Here is a 13,204-nt window from a genome sequence, read left to right as displayed (position 1 = left end):
TCAGCTCCGGTAATCAGCGTTGATCGAGATATAGCCATGCGTGAGGTCGCACGTCCAAACCGTGGCGCGGCCTTCGCCCAGCCCCAGATCGACGCCGATCTCGATTTCCTGGCCCTTCAGATGCGCGGCGACGGGGGCCTCGTCATAGCCCTCTACTGCGAGCCCGCCCTGTGCGACCTGGGTGGTGCCGAAGCGGATCGCGAGCTTGTCGCGCTCGGCGGGTTCGCCCGCCTTGCCGACCGCCATGACGACGCGGCCCCAATTGGCGTCCTCGCCCGCGATTGCGGTCTTCACCAGCGGTGAATTGGCGATCGACATGGCGATCACATGCGCGCTGCGGTCGCTCTCGGCGCCCTCGACGGTGATTTCGATGAGCTTCTGCGCACCCTCGCCATCGCGCACGACGAGCAGCGCGAGCTGGTGGCACAGATCGGCAAGCGCGGCGAAGAAGGCGTCGGCGCCGTCATCCTCGGCGCTGGCGATCGGGGCATTGCCGGCCGCTCCGGTGGCAAAGGCGAGCACGGTGTCGCTGGTCGACGTGTCGCCATCAACGGTGATGCACGAGAAGGTGCGGTTATTGGCATGCGCCAGCGCGCTCTGGAGAAAGGCCGGATCGACGGCGGCGTCGGTGAAGATGAAGCCGAGCATCGTCGCCATGTCGGGCGCGATCATCCCCGACCCCTTGATGATGCCGACCAGATTGACCGTGCGCCCGCCGACCACGGCCTGCGTCGCCGCACCCTTGGTAAAGGTGTCGGTGGTCATGATGGTGGCGGCGGCGGCTTCCCAGTCGCAGGGTTCGGCGGCAAAGGCGGCGTCGAGCCCTGCCTCGGCCTTGTCGATCGGCAGCGGCACGCCGATCACGCCGGTGGACGCGACGAACACGTCGGAGGGCTCGCACCCGATCCGCCCGGCAGCGCGCGCGGCGATGGCCTCCACGGCGGCGCGCCCGCGATTGCCGGTAAAGGCGTTGCTGTTGCCCGCATTCACCACCAGCGCGCGCGCCTGCCCCAGCACCAGCGCGCGGCGGCACCATTCGACTTCGGGCGAGGGGCATTTGCTCTGCGTCAGTACGCCCGCGACCGTGGTGCCCGGCGCGAGCGTGACGAAGGTGAGGTCGCAGCGATCCCAATTCTTGTAGTGCGCGCGCGCGACATGCGGCGTCACGCCGGCAATCGCGGGCAGCGTGGGGAAGGGCAGGGCGAGCGGGGAGCGTGTCGTCGACATGGCGGCCGGAATAGGCGCGCGGCGCGGGGAGGGAAAGAGGGCGCAGACGACAGGTGAAGCTGATATTTTGTCAGGTGTAGTTGACATGGGCGCTTACACGGCGCAGTTTTGTCATGCAAACCTGACAGTGAGTCGTGTTTGCCTGACGACGGAAGGAGCGAGGCGATGAAGAATCGGCTCAAGGTGCTGCGCGCCGAACGCAATTGGAGCCAGGCGGAACTGGCGGGGAGGCTCGACGTGTCACGCCAGGCGATCAATGCCGTGGAGACGGGGAAGTTCGACCCCTCGCTCCCGCTCGCCTTCCGCATCGCGCGGCTGTTCGCGCTGCCAATCGAGGAGATTTTCGATGACGAGCAGGGACATGACTGACAGCAATTGGGGCGAGCGCCGCCTGAGCGCGCGCGACCGGCGGCGCCGGACGATCCGCGTGGCGATGATCGTGGCGGCAATCGCGTTCGGCGTGTTCGCGCCGAAGCTGGTGGCGCCGGGGCCCGATGCGGCGCTGGTGAAATTCCTGCTGTCGCTGGTCTATGCCGGGGTGATCTTCGTCGGCGGACTGGTGTTGTGGCGCCAGACCGACGAAGTCGAGCGGCAGCGCGCGATCCACGCCGCCGCCGCGATGGGCTTTACCAGCCTGTTCGCCACCGTGCTGGTGATGCTCGCGGCGCCGGTGTTCGGGTTGCACAACCCGGCGATGATTATCTTCTGGATCAGCCTCGCGGCGGGAGCGGTCACCTGGGTGGTGCAGCGCGTGCGGGGTTGACCTTTTCGGTCCGAGGCGGAGGATCGGCAGGCGCGGTCGAACATGTCTGGCGCGCCCGGGGGCGTATATGGATGAAGTCGATGCGGTGAAGCACAGCGCGCCAGCGCCGGGGGTGGTGAGGCAGTTTGCACATCGTCCGCAGCCACGCTTCACCGGCGACGGCGTGGTGCTCCGCACGGTCGTCATCATCACGGCGGTGCTGATGCTCGGCGTTGCGCTGTTCGCAGGCGCGTGGCTGATCCTGAACCGGGCGATGCCGATAGTCACGCAGATCGCGGGTGCGTTTACGAAGGAAGCCGACTTTCCCCAACCGCCGGTCGCACGTACACTCCCCGAGCCGCCCGCACCGCCGACGATTGGCCCGCCAAATGCCCCGCTCCAGCCCGCCGAGAGCCCGGGCGCGTGGGTGACCAACGACGACTATCCGGCGGGGGCGATCCGGGCAGGGCAACAGGGCGTGGTCGGCTTTCGGCTGAGTATTGGAACGGACGGGCGGCCTAAGGGATGCGAAGTCACGACAACCAGCGGCGTGCCGTTGCTAGACGCGCAGTCTTGCCGGCTGCTTGTCGCCCGCGCGCGATTCCAGCCGGCGCGCGATGCGCAAGGCCGGGCGATACCGGCGACGTACAGCAGTCGCTTCCGCTGGGAGTTGCCCTGAGCGCGATTGGGGCGGTTGCGACTGGACATGTCGCCGGGGGTGCGTAAGCAGCGTGCGTTCAGCAATCGGCGGCAGTTCGGGTGGGGGTTGGAAAAGCCGCCGCTCCCGACCAACGGACTCGCGCAACCCGACACCGCAACGGCCGTTGTCGCCTTTGAAATCGGGTAGCTTTTCCGTTCGGCGCGGATTTGGGTTGGACTAGCGCGCCGCGAGTACCTATGTCACGCACTGGAGCGCCCGCATCCATCGTGCGGCGCATTTCTGGCGAGAACCCACGGCTTGGAACTGCTGCTTCTCCTGACTGCGTTGTTCGCGAGCCTCACCGGCGTCGGTGTGGGCGAGGGTGCGGTGCGGCAGGTGCAGGGCGTGGCGGTTGTCCGTGCTGCCGAAGGTGCGCAGGCGGCGGTGCTGCCCGCGCGGCGGGCGCTGCCCGTTGGGGTCGCCGCGATCGGCTATGCCGGCGCTGCGCAGATGTGGGCGCTGCCCGACTTTGCCGCGCTGCTCGCCACCCGCCTGCCGTTCGAGCGCCGGCTGGAATAAGCCCTGCGCGGCCCGTTCGGCGGCCGTGCTTCTCCTGATTTCGCTTCACGCGGGCGCCGGCCGCATCGGCGCGCCCGTATCGACACCCATCCAGATACGACAGGAAACTCCCATGTTCGGCGGCCTGGCCAAGACCTTTTTCGGTTCCTCCAACGAGCGCTACGTCAAGTCGCTCGGCACGATCGTCCAGAAGATCAATGGGTTCGAACCCACGATCTCCGCGATGTCCGACGATCAGCTCGCGGCGCAGACGATCAAGTTCCGCGAGGCGCTGGCGAACGGCGAGAAGCTCGACAGCCTGCTGCCCGAAGCCTTCGCCACGGTGCGCGAAGCTGCGAAGCGCGTGCTGGGCCAGCGGCATTACGACGTGCAGATGATCGGTGGCATCGTCCTCCATCGCGGCGAAATCGCCGAGATGCGCACGGGCGAGGGCAAGACGCTGGTCGCGACGCTGGCGACCTACCTCAACGCCCTGCCGGGCGACGGCGTGCACGTCGTCACCGTCAACGATTACCTGGCGGCGCGCGACGCCGACTGGATGGGCCGGGTCTATCGCTTCCTGGGGCTGACCACGGGGACGATCGTTCCCAACCTGACCGACCAGCAGCGCCGCGACGCCTATGCCGCCGACATCACCTATGGCACGAACAACGAGTTCGGCTTCGACTATCTGCGCGACAACATGAAGTATGACCGCGCATCGATGGTGCAGCGGCCCTTCAACTTCGCGATCGTCGACGAGGTGGACTCGATCCTGATCGACGAGGCGCGCACCCCGCTCATCATCTCGGGCCCGACCGACGACCGCAGCGAACTGTACAAGAGCGTCGATCTGGTCGTGAAGCGGCTCGACCCCAAGGATTACGACAAGGACGAGAAGCAGCGCACGGTCGTGCTGACCGAGGACGGCACCGAGAAGGTCGAGCGGATGCTGGAGGAAGCCGGCATCCTGGTGGGCGCCAACCTGTATGATTTCGAGAACACCCAGGTCGTCCACCACCTGAACCAGGCGCTGCGCGCGAACGTGATGTTCAAGCGCGACATCGATTACATCGTCAAGGACGACAAGATCGTCATCATCGACGAGTTCACCGGTCGCATGATGGACGGCCGCCGCTGGTCCGAGGGGCTCCACCAGGCCGTGGAAGCCAAGGAAGGTGTGCAGATCGAGCCGGAGAACCAGACGCTCGCCAGCATCACCTTCCAGAATTATTTCCGCATGTACCCCAAGCTGTCGGGCATGACCGGCACGGCAGCGACCGAGGCGGCGGAATTCTACGACATCTACAAGATGAACGTCGTCACCATCCCGACCAACCTGCCGGTCAAGCGCGTCGACGAGGAAGACGAGTTCTACAAGACGACCGAGGAAAAGTTCGCCGCGATCGCCAAGAAGATCCGCGCGCATTCGGCGAACGGCCAGCCGGTGCTGGTCGGTACGGTGACGATCGAGAAATCCGAGCTGTTGTCCGAATTCCTTCACAAGGAAGGCGTCGAGCACGCCGTGCTGAACGCACGCCACCACGAGATGGAAGCGCATATCGTGGCGCAGGCGGGCCGGCTGGGTGCCGTGACGATCGCCACCAACATGGCGGGCCGCGGCACCGACATCCAACTGGGCGGCAACCTGGAATTCCGCGTCCATGACGAATTGAGCGGGATGGAGGACGGCCCCGAAAAGGACGCCGCGATCGAACAGATCCGCCGCGAGATCGCCGTCGAGAAAGCGCGCGTGCAGGAAGCCGGCGGCCTGTTCGTGCTGGGCACCGAGCGGCACGAGAGCCGCCGCATCGACAACCAGCTGCGCGGCCGTTCGGGCCGCCAGGGCGATCCGGGCCTGAGCCGCTTTTACCTCAGCCTCGACGACGATCTGCTGCGCATCTTTGGCTCGAACACGCTCTTCGCCAAGATGATGCGGTCGAACATCGAGGATGGCGAGGCGATCGGCAGCAAGTGGCTGACCAAGGCGATCGAGACCGCGCAGAAGAAGGTCGAGGCGCGCAACTACGACATCCGCAAGCAGGTCGTCGAATATGACGACGTGATGAACGACCAGCGCAAGGTCATTTACGAGCAGCGCGCCGACATCATGGATGCGGACACCGTGGGCGAAGTCGTGGTCGACATGCGCGCCGAGACCGTCAACGCGATCGTCGGCGATGCGTGCCCGCCCAACAGCTATCCCGAGCAGTGGGACGTCGCGACGCTGAAGGAAAAGGTGATGGCGACGCTGGGCGTCGACCTGCCGATCGATCAGTGGATCAAGGACGAGGAAGCGATCGAGCCCGAAATGGTGGAAGAGCGCGTCCGCGACGCCGCCGATGCGCTGATCCAGTCCAAGGCGACTGATCTGGAGCCCGAGACCTGGACTCAGATCGAGAAGTCGATCCTGCTCCAGAACCTCGACCATCACTGGAAGGAGCATCTGGCGATGCTCGACGCGCTGCGCCAGGTGATCCACCTGCGCGCCTATGCGCAGAAGACGCCGCTCAACGAGTATAAGCACGAGGCGTTCGCGCTGTTCGAACGGATGCTGACCAGCATCCGCGAGGACGTGACCCGCACGCTGGCGTTCGCGCAGTTCCGCATGGAGGAGGCGCCTGCGCTTCCCGAACTGCCGGACTTCCTGACGACGCATATCGACCCGCTGACCGGCGAGGACGATACCTATGATTACGACGCCGGCGCCGCGGGGCTCATCACCACGCGCCTGCCGCAGCTGGGCATTCCCCAGCCGAGCGGCGAGGATCTGGGCACCGACCCTGCGCTGTGGGACGGCGTGGTCAGCCGCAACGCGCCGTGCCCGTGCGGTTCGGGGCGCAAGTACAAGCACTGCCACGGGGCGCTGACGGCGTAAGCCGGACGCACTGGGCCAGACGCAGAAAGGGCCGCCGGTGGGATGCACCGGCGGCCCTTTTTGTCTGTGCGATCCAGGCGGGGTGCCCGGGGGCCCTGGCCCCCCGCTTTCGCGGGGGAACGGGTCAGCGCGTGGTGGGCATCTGGATCTGCTTGCCCAGCCGCTCGACCACTTCATGCGCATCGAACGCGCGGAGATTGTCGGCGGGCTTGGGGCCCTTGCCCATCACGATCTCGGCCATCGCTTCATACCGGTTGACGGTGCGGTAGTCGAAATCGCGCGAGCGCCAGAAGGGATCGTCATAGAACGGGTCCCAGCTGCGCCAGCCGAACTGCGGGCGGTAATAGCGCCAGTACGGGCTCCAATAGCCCCACGGGCCCGCACCGCCCCAAGCGCCGGGGGTGCTGTAGGTTTCGCTGCGCTTCTCGGTATCGCGGGTGACGAGCACGAAATGGTCGAACCCGCTCTGCAGCGTCAGTTCGGCGGCGCGATAGAGCAGATAGCGCTCGACGGTTTCACGCGCAGTCAGGCTGTTGCCGGCGAAGCTGACGCGGAAGCGATTGCTTTCGATCTGCTCGTCGGAATAGCCTGTGCGATACTCGCCCACGCCGGTGGCGGGCTTGTACGGCGTGGCGGTCATGCAGCCGCCAAGTGCCAGCGCGGCAGCCAACGCCGCCAGGCCGGGGCGCATCAGGGTGCCTTTAAACATGGTTCCTCCGATAAATTGGGCGAGGGGCGGGATGCCGATCGCTGGACGAACGCGCGCGGGGGGCTTTATGTCCCGCGCCGGGCCGCGTCGAACTGTGCCCGGTGTACGATTGACGGTTGCTGAACGGGTCAGGCGATCCGATCGGGCACCTCCATCGCTTCCGCGGTCAGGGTCTCCTTGGGCGCCATCGCTTCCCAGGGGAAAATGAACCAGTCCTTGGTCACGGCGCGGTCGATCGCGCGGGCGTGGTACTCGACCTGCTGGGTCGACCGCAGATTGTTCAGCAGCACCGCGAAGCGCACGCCGTCCGCCACGGCGCCCTGTGCCGCCAGCGCGGCGCGGATTTCGCCGATGGTGCGGCCGCTGTCGTTGATGTCCTCGACGAACAGCAAGCGGGCGCCGGTGCGCGTGCGTTCGGCGAGCACGGCGACCAGCTCCTCGCCGAACTGAGCGATGCGCGTCGAATGATCGATCGACACGAGCGGCAGGCCCATGCGGTGCGACAGATAGACCGCCGGGGTCAGCCCGCCGCGCCCGACCCCGACCAGCAGCGTCGGCACCCATTCGGCGGCGGCCTGTGCGATCGCCTCTACGCCGGCGACCAGATCGTCATGGGTGAAGGGCGTGAAGACGATGTTCATCGCTCAGTACGCCGCGACATAGGCATCGAGCCGGGCGAGATGGCGGGCGACGTCGGCATCGTCGAGGAACGAGCCGAGAAAGCTGTTACGCGCCAGCGTGACCAGGTCGTCGCGGTCCAGCCCGCGCCCGTGCGCCACGGCGCGGTAATTGTCGGCGACATAGCCGCCGAAATAGGCGGGATCGTCGGAATTGATCGTCGCGCGCAGCCCCTTGCGCAGCATCTCGTCGATCGGATGCGCATCGATCGCGGCGACGTTGCACAGCTTGACGTTGGACAGCGGGCAGACGGTGAGCGTCATGCTCGACCGGGCGAGGCGCGCGACGAGATCGGGGTCCTCCAGGCTGCGATTGCCATGGTCGAGCCGGTCGATGTGGAGCAGGTCCAGCGCCTCGCGCACATAGGCGGGCGGGCCTTCCTCGCCGGCATGGGCGACGCGCTTGAGCCCCATCGCGGCGGCGGCGGCGAAGACGCGGGCGAACTTGGACGGCGGATGCCCCAGCTCGGACGAATCGAGCCCGACGGCGGCGATCCTGTCGATCCAGGGCTGCGCCTGGGTCAGCGTCTTGAACGCATCCTCTTCATCCAGGTGGCGCAGGAAGCTGAGGATCAGCTTTGACGTGATGCCGTGCCGCGCCTCGGCATCGGCCATGCCCGCGAGCAGGCCGTTGGCGACGACGCCGAAGGGGATGCCGCGATGCGTGTGGGTCTGCGGATCGAAGAAAATCTCGGCATGGACGACGCCGTCCGCCGCGACGCGATCGAAATAGGCGATCGCCAGGTCGCGGAAATCCTCTTCGGTGCGCAGCACGTCGGCGCCGGCGTAATAGATGTCGAGGAAATCCTGGAGATTGGAAAAGGCATAGGCGGCGCGCACCTGTTCCACCGTGTGGAACGGGATCGCCACGCCGTTGCGCCGGGCGAATTCGAACATCTGCTCGGGCTCCAGACTGCCTTCGATATGGAGGTGCAGTTCGGCCTTGGGCAGGCCTGCGAGGAAGGCGTCGAATGCGTCCATCGCGTATCCATTGCAGGGGCCGGGCAGCGGCGCAAGCGGCCGCGAATGCGGATTGCCCCGCGCACGGGCCGGGCATATTATGGGGCAACCATAATCGGTCGCCTGTGTGTTTTTCTTCAGCAGGGGGCGATGATGGATATTCCGAAATTTCTGACGGCGGTGCGCGCATCGTTCGGGAAGCTCGAGCAGAGCCAGGTCGACGGATTCGGCGCGGTGCTGACTGCGTGCGAAGGCGAGCCGCTGTCCTATGCCGCCTATATCCTGGCGACGGCATGGCACGAAACCAACGCGACGATGCAGCCCGTGCGCGAAGCCTATTGGCTGAGCGAGAACTGGCGGCGCACGCACCTGCGCTATTTTCCCTGGTACGGGCGCGGCTATGTCCAGCTGACGTGGAAATCGGGCTATGAGCGCGCCGATCGCAAGCTGGGGCTGGGCGGCGCGCTGATCGCCGATCCCGATCTGGCGATGCGACCGGACATCGCGGCGAAGGTGATTCGGCGCGGCATGGACGAGGGCTGGTTCGCCGACCGATCGCTGGACGATACGCTGCCCGCGCACGGCGCGGCGAGCTTTGCCGCGTTCGCCGCCTCACGGCCGATCGTCAACGGGCATGACAAAGCCGATCTGATCGCGGGCTATGCCGTCACGCTGCAGGCGGCGCTGGAGAAGGCGGGGTGGGGGTGAGCCGGGGCCCAGGCCGATCGGTCAGGCGCCCCGTAAAGGGGTGATTCGCGCTGACGATCGGGCTGTTTCCGCACAAAGAAACAAGTGGCTCCCCGGGCCTGATTCGAACAGGCGACCATTCGATTAACAGTCGAACGCTCTACCGCTGAGCTACCGGGGAACACTTGTTTAGCGACCGAGGCCGCTGCGGGAGGCGCGCCTATAGCAGCGGGTTTCCGGACTTCGCAAGCCGGTTACGCAATAAATTGTTCCATCGTTATCCGATCGTCCAAAGCGTGCTCCGGATCGAAGAGCAAAGTGAGGTCGCGCAGGTGGTCGATGGCGATGTCGACATGGGCGACTTCGCGGACTTCGCGCTGGTCGGCGACCGCGCTGACGGGGCGTTTGTCGGCCTCCAGCACGCGAATCGAGATGCGGGTCTTTTCCGGCAGAATCGCCCCGCGCCAGCGCCGGGGACGGAACGGGCTGATCGGCGTGAGCGCGAGCAGCGCCGAGCCGAGCGGGAGAATCGGGCCGTTGGCGGACAGGTTGTACGCCGTCGATCCGGCAGGCGTCGCGACGAGCATCCCGTCGGCGACCAGTTCGGGCAGTACGATTCGATCGTTCACCGTCACTTCCAGCTTGGCGGTCTGGCGCGTCTCGCGCAGCAGCGAGACTTCGTTGATCGCGGGCAACACGAAATGCTCGCCGTCCACCGTGGTGGCGGTCATGCTTAGCGGTGAGACGCGGAACGGCTTGGCGCGGGCAAGGCGCTCTTCCAGCCGGTCCAGCCGCCAGTCGTTCATCAGGAAGCCGATGGTGCCCAGGTTCATCCCGAACACCGGCACCATGCGCCGCGTTTCTAGCATCGCGTGGAGCGTCTGGAGCAGGAAGCCGTCGCCGCCCAGCGCGATGATCTGTTCGGCCTCGGCCAGCGGCACCCAGTCATAGGCGTCGCGCAGTTCCTGGGCGGCTGCCTGGGCGGGAGGGGTCGGCGATGCGACCAATGCGCGCAACGTCATCCGCCGGTCACGCTCATGTGGCGGCCGACAGCAGGTGCGCTGCCCCGTTCGATTCGGAAATCGTGGCGTGCGGGCTTGATCGTCAGTGCCTCGTCGATCGCGGCATCCAGCGCCGGTATGCCCCCGGTGCGAATCGCCGCCTTCAAGTCGACCTGGTCGTCATGGCCCAGGCACATGTACAGCTTGCCCTCGGTCGTCAGCCGCACCCGGTTGCACCCGTCGCAGAAATTGGCGGTCAGCGGGGAAATGAGGCCCAGCCGGGTGCCGGTGCCCTCCACGCGCCAATAGCGGGCCGGGCCGCCGCTGCGATGGCCGTCGCCGACCAGCGCGAATCGCGTGTGGAGGTCGGCCAGCACTTCGGTGAGCGGCAGGAAGCGATCGACGCGGTCCTCGTCGATCGCGCCCATCGGCATCGTCTCGATCAGGGTCAGGTCGTGGCCCTCGGCGGCGCACCAGGCGAGCATCGGCGCGATCTCGTGCGCGTTCAGGCCCTTCAGCGCGACCATGTTGATCTTGACCGCCAGCCCGGCGGCGCGGGCAGCGGCGATACCGTCCAGCACGACCTGGACATCGCCGTGGCGGGTGATGTGGCGGAACAGCGCGGGGTCGCGGCTGTCCATGCTGACATTGATCCGACGCACGCGGGCATCGACCAGCGCCTCGGCATGGTCGGCCAGCCGCGTGCCGTTGGTGGTCAGCGTCAATTCGTCCAGCCCGCCGCCGATATGGCGCCCCAGACGGCGCGCCAGGTCCATCACGTCGCGGCGCACCAGCGGTTCGCCGCCGGTGAGCCGGATCTTGCGCACGCCGCGCGCGATGAAGCGATCGGCGATCAGCGCGATTTCCTCGAGCGCGAGCAGTTCGGAGCGCGGCAGGAACGTCATCTGCTCCGCCATGCAATATCGACAGCGCAGATCGCAGCGATCGGTCACCGAAATGCGGAGATAGCTGATGGTGCGGCCATGCCGATCCACCAGCTTTTCGACGGAGGGGGCGGGCATGATGCTCATGTATAAGGGGTAAGCACTCGAAGCCCCCCAAACAACCCTTCCCAATGGTAGTGGGCGCGGGTTGCGGCTATCGAAGGGGCAATGGAAGAGAAATTCTCGATAGTCGACGTGGCCGCCGCGCCCCCCGAAGTGACCGTGTTCGTGCTTTCGTTCCGCCAGCGCGACGAAGTTGCGGCGGCGACGGCCGGCGGCGGATGGCGCGTCGTGGCGGCGCGCCGGCCCGAGGGGGTGGACCAGCGGTTCCTGGCCAGCGGCGCGCCCGTGGCGGTGATCGACGCCCGCGGCGCGATGAGCGAGGCGCTGGAGGCGGCCAAGGCGCTGGGGCCGACGATCGCATCGCACGGCGCGGCGATGCTGATCCTGGTCTCGCAGAGCGACACCGTCCACATGCGGCATTTCTACGATGCGGGTGCGACGCATTTCCTGAGCAGCCCGATGTCGTCGGCGGCGATGGCGCATGCGATTCGGTTTGCGATTCGCCATACCGAGCGGCTGGCCGGGTGGAGCGGGCATTCGGCGGGCCCGGCGGAGCCGCTGGGCTGGCGCTATGACCCCATGCTGGGCTCGCTACAGCTCACGCCGGGGCTCGCGACGCTGCTGGGCGTGAGCGAGGCGCCGGGGCTTCGCGCGGCGATGCGACGGCTCGATTCGGCCGATCGGGCGCTGGTGCGCGCGGCGCTGACCCGGCTGGGGCCGGGGAGTGGGTCGACAGCCTTCGCGCACGACCTGTCCGGGATCGGGCGCGTGGTCCAGCATCTGCAATATGACGACGCGACGGGGCGGCTGCACGCGCTGGTCGAGGCACTGGGCGTGGCCCCCGATGCCAGCGCCGCCGTGCGCGACGCGCTGACCGGCGCGCGCGACGGGCCCAGCGCGCGGCGATGGATCGACCGCTGCCTTGCCGAAGGGGCACGGGTGGGCGTGGTGCTGATCGGGCTCAGCCGGTTCGATACGGTCAACACCGTCTATGGCCGCGCCGCCGGCGACGCGCTGCTCCGCGCGGTGTCCAAGCGGGTGGGCGACGTGACCCGCGAGGCACTGGGCAAGGATGCGATCGTCGCGCGGCTGGGCGGTTCGGAATTCCTGGTTGCCAGCTTTGGCGTGGACGAGGCATCGCTTGCGAAGGCGAGCGAGAAGCTGGACGCGGCGCTGAGCCGGCCCTTCGTCGCGGGGGGCGAGATTGCGCCGCTGGGCGCACGGATGGCGAGCGCGATCAGCACGGCGGGGGACAGTGCCGCCAGCGTGCTGCGCCGCGCGAGCGAGGCGTTGCTGGGCGATCCGGTGCGCACCGATTCCAACGCGCCGCCGATCGACGCGCTGGTCAACGACCTGCATCGGGCGCTGGAGCGCAGCGAGATCGGCGTGCTGTACCAGCCACAGGTCGCGATCGCGAGCGGGCGCGTGATCGGCGTCGAGGCGCTGGCGCGGTGGCAGCACCCCAAATATGGCGAAGTCGGCGCCGAGCCACTGTTCGCCGCGGCCGAGCGCGCCGGGCTGGAACTCCAGCTGAGCGACCATGTCCAGCGGCGCGCGCTGTCGGGCGCGGCGCAATGGCCCTCGTCCCTGTCGAAGCTGCGGCTTTCGATCAACGTGACCGCCGCCGAAGTAGCGAAGCCGGGCTTTGCCGACAGCCTGCTCGGGCGGATCGACAGCAGCGGCTTTCCGCGCGCACGACTGACGGTGGAGATCACCGAGAGCGGGATCATGGCGGAGCTGGGCGAGGCGGCGCGGCTGTTGTCCGAACTGCGCACCGCCGGGTGCCGCGTGGCGATCGACGATTTCGGGACGGGCTATTCGAGCCTCGCCTATCTGAAGGCGCTGCCGCTCGACTATCTCAAGATCGACCGCAAGCTGAGCCAGGACATCACCGGATCGCATCGCGATCGCGTGGTAGTGCGCGGCGTCATCGACATGGCGCGTTCGCTGGGGCTGGCGGTGGTGGCCGAAGGGGTCGAGACCGAGGCGCAGCTGGACCTGCTGGCGAAGGAAGGGTGCCAGTATTTCCAGGGGTTCCTGTGCGCAGGGCCGCTGGATGTGCCTGCGCTGGCAAAGCTGGTGAACGGATAGGCGGGCGGGGGCCGGATCGCGACCGGC

The 13,204-nt window shown here is 67.3% G+C and carries 13 protein-coding genes and 1 tRNA gene; 7 read left to right on the top strand and 7 right to left on the bottom strand.

From position 1 onward, the window contains the following. The gene (gene argJ, locus ACG3SL_RS09320; protein ID WP_448664854.1) at nucleotides 1-1,227 is read right to left on the bottom strand and encodes a bifunctional glutamate N-acetyltransferase/amino-acid acetyltransferase ArgJ; all 1,227 of its coding nucleotides are present in this window, start codon (nucleotides 1,225-1,227) and stop codon (nucleotides 1-3) included. 165 nt (nucleotides 1,228-1,392) lie between these two features. Here argJ and ACG3SL_RS09315 point away from each other — a divergent pair, with 165 nt between their 5' ends. The 5 genes from ACG3SL_RS09315 to secA all read left to right on the top strand — a co-directional run bounded on the left by ACG3SL_RS09315 (nucleotide 1,393) and on the right by secA (nucleotide 6,045). Further along, on the top strand, nucleotides 1,393-1,596 hold the full coding sequence (locus ACG3SL_RS09315; RefSeq protein ID WP_448664853.1) for a helix-turn-helix transcriptional regulator: 204 nt from the start codon (nucleotides 1,393-1,395) through the stop codon (nucleotides 1,594-1,596). Then, nucleotides 1,589-1,990: a hypothetical protein gene (locus tag ACG3SL_RS09310; RefSeq protein WP_448664852.1), complete on the top strand. Its 402-nt coding sequence runs from the start codon at nucleotides 1,589-1,591 to the stop codon at nucleotides 1,988-1,990. The genes ACG3SL_RS09315 and ACG3SL_RS09310 overlap by 8 nt, the downstream gene beginning before the upstream one ends. Before the next feature lie 67 nt (nucleotides 1,991-2,057). Continuing rightward, complete coding sequence (locus ACG3SL_RS09305; protein WP_448664851.1) at nucleotides 2,058-2,648, top strand: energy transducer TonB; 591 nt, start codon at nucleotides 2,058-2,060, stop codon at nucleotides 2,646-2,648. A 279-nt stretch (nucleotides 2,649-2,927) separates the two neighbouring features. Further along, nucleotides 2,928-3,188 (top strand): hypothetical protein, encoded by a 261-nt coding sequence (locus ACG3SL_RS09300; RefSeq protein WP_448664850.1) that lies wholly within the window; start codon nucleotides 2,928-2,930, stop codon nucleotides 3,186-3,188. Nucleotides 3,189-3,300: 112 nt separating this feature from the next. Beyond that, the gene (secA, locus tag ACG3SL_RS09295; protein ID WP_448664849.1) at nucleotides 3,301-6,045 is read left to right on the top strand and encodes a preprotein translocase subunit SecA; all 2,745 of its coding nucleotides are present in this window, start codon (nucleotides 3,301-3,303) and stop codon (nucleotides 6,043-6,045) included. A 124-nt stretch (nucleotides 6,046-6,169) separates the two neighbouring features. On the opposite strand, the gene ACG3SL_RS09290 is transcribed toward secA, so the two are convergent. From ACG3SL_RS09290 to ACG3SL_RS09280, 3 genes are all read right to left on the bottom strand, one after another. Further along, the gene (locus ACG3SL_RS09290) at nucleotides 6,170-6,754 is read right to left on the bottom strand and encodes a CC0125/CC1285 family lipoprotein (RefSeq protein WP_448664848.1); all 585 of its coding nucleotides are present in this window, start codon (nucleotides 6,752-6,754) and stop codon (nucleotides 6,170-6,172) included. Nucleotides 6,755-6,882: 128 nt separating this feature from the next. Next, nucleotides 6,883-7,395 carry a phosphoribosyltransferase gene (locus tag ACG3SL_RS09285; RefSeq protein ID WP_448664847.1) on the bottom strand — a complete coding sequence of 171 codons (513 nt, stop codon included), beginning with the start codon at nucleotides 7,393-7,395 and terminating at the stop codon, nucleotides 6,883-6,885. Between the two features lie 3 nt (nucleotides 7,396-7,398). Continuing rightward, a complete protein-coding gene (locus ACG3SL_RS09280) occupies nucleotides 7,399-8,412 on the bottom strand; it encodes an adenosine deaminase (protein ID WP_448664846.1) in 1,014 nt (337 codons plus the stop codon). Between the two features lie 129 nt (nucleotides 8,413-8,541). On the opposite strand from ACG3SL_RS09280, the gene ACG3SL_RS09275 reads away from it, so the two are divergent. Continuing rightward, entirely contained in the window at nucleotides 8,542-9,099 is a 558-nt protein-coding gene (locus ACG3SL_RS09275; protein WP_448664845.1) for a hypothetical protein, read from the top strand. Between the two features lie 85 nt (nucleotides 9,100-9,184). Here ACG3SL_RS09275 and ACG3SL_RS09270 read toward each other — a convergent pair. The 3 genes from ACG3SL_RS09270 to moaA form a co-directional block, all read right to left on the bottom strand. After that, nucleotides 9,185-9,259, bottom strand: a tRNA-Asn gene (locus tag ACG3SL_RS09270). A 73-nt stretch (nucleotides 9,260-9,332) separates the two neighbouring features. Next, nucleotides 9,333-10,100, bottom strand: a complete 768-nt coding sequence (locus tag ACG3SL_RS09265) for an NAD kinase (protein ID WP_448664844.1) — start codon at nucleotides 10,098-10,100, stop codon at nucleotides 9,333-9,335. Beyond that, nucleotides 10,097-11,110 carry a GTP 3',8-cyclase MoaA gene (gene moaA / locus ACG3SL_RS09260; protein ID WP_448664843.1) on the bottom strand — a complete coding sequence of 338 codons (1,014 nt, stop codon included), beginning with the start codon at nucleotides 11,108-11,110 and terminating at the stop codon, nucleotides 10,097-10,099. The genes ACG3SL_RS09265 and moaA overlap by 4 nt, the downstream gene beginning before the upstream one ends. A gap of 81 nt (nucleotides 11,111-11,191) precedes the next feature. Here moaA and ACG3SL_RS09255 point away from each other — a divergent pair, with 81 nt between their 5' ends. Next, nucleotides 11,192-13,177, top strand: coding sequence for a putative bifunctional diguanylate cyclase/phosphodiesterase (locus tag ACG3SL_RS09255; protein WP_448664842.1), 1,986 nt, complete (start codon nucleotides 11,192-11,194; stop codon nucleotides 13,175-13,177). Nucleotides 13,178-13,204 lie beyond the last annotated feature (27 nt).

The sequence above is a fragment of the Sphingomonas degradans genome (genome assembly GCF_053502645.1).
The sequence above is the reverse complement of the archived record's forward strand: the minus strand, read 5'-3'. Positions and strand labels throughout refer to the sequence as shown.

Coding starts and splice junctions, on each gene's coding strand:
- ACG3SL_RS09255 (WP_448664842.1), top strand. CDS start 11,192: ATGGAAGAGAAATTCTCGATAGTCGACGTGGCCGCCGCGCCCCCCGAA.
- ACG3SL_RS09265 (WP_448664844.1), bottom strand. CDS start 10,100: ATGACGTTGCGCGCATTGGTCGCATCGCCGACCCCTCCCGCCCAGGCA.
- argJ (WP_448664854.1), bottom strand. CDS start 1,227: ATGTCGACGACACGCTCCCCGCTCGCCCTGCCCTTCCCCACGCTGCCC.
- ACG3SL_RS09285 (WP_448664847.1), bottom strand. CDS start 7,395: ATGAACATCGTCTTCACGCCCTTCACCCATGACGATCTGGTCGCCGGC.
- secA (WP_448664849.1), top strand. CDS start 3,301: ATGTTCGGCGGCCTGGCCAAGACCTTTTTCGGTTCCTCCAACGAGCGC.
- ACG3SL_RS09315 (WP_448664853.1), top strand. CDS start 1,393: ATGAAGAATCGGCTCAAGGTGCTGCGCGCCGAACGCAATTGGAGCCAG.
- ACG3SL_RS09275 (WP_448664845.1), top strand. CDS start 8,542: ATGATGGATATTCCGAAATTTCTGACGGCGGTGCGCGCATCGTTCGGG.
- moaA (WP_448664843.1), bottom strand. CDS start 11,110: ATGAGCATCATGCCCGCCCCCTCCGTCGAAAAGCTGGTGGATCGGCAT.
- ACG3SL_RS09280 (WP_448664846.1), bottom strand. CDS start 8,412: ATGGACGCATTCGACGCCTTCCTCGCAGGCCTGCCCAAGGCCGAACTG.
- ACG3SL_RS09305 (WP_448664851.1), top strand. CDS start 2,058: ATGGATGAAGTCGATGCGGTGAAGCACAGCGCGCCAGCGCCGGGGGTG.
- ACG3SL_RS09310 (WP_448664852.1), top strand. CDS start 1,589: ATGACTGACAGCAATTGGGGCGAGCGCCGCCTGAGCGCGCGCGACCGG.
- ACG3SL_RS09290 (WP_448664848.1), bottom strand. CDS start 6,754: ATGTTTAAAGGCACCCTGATGCGCCCCGGCCTGGCGGCGTTGGCTGCC.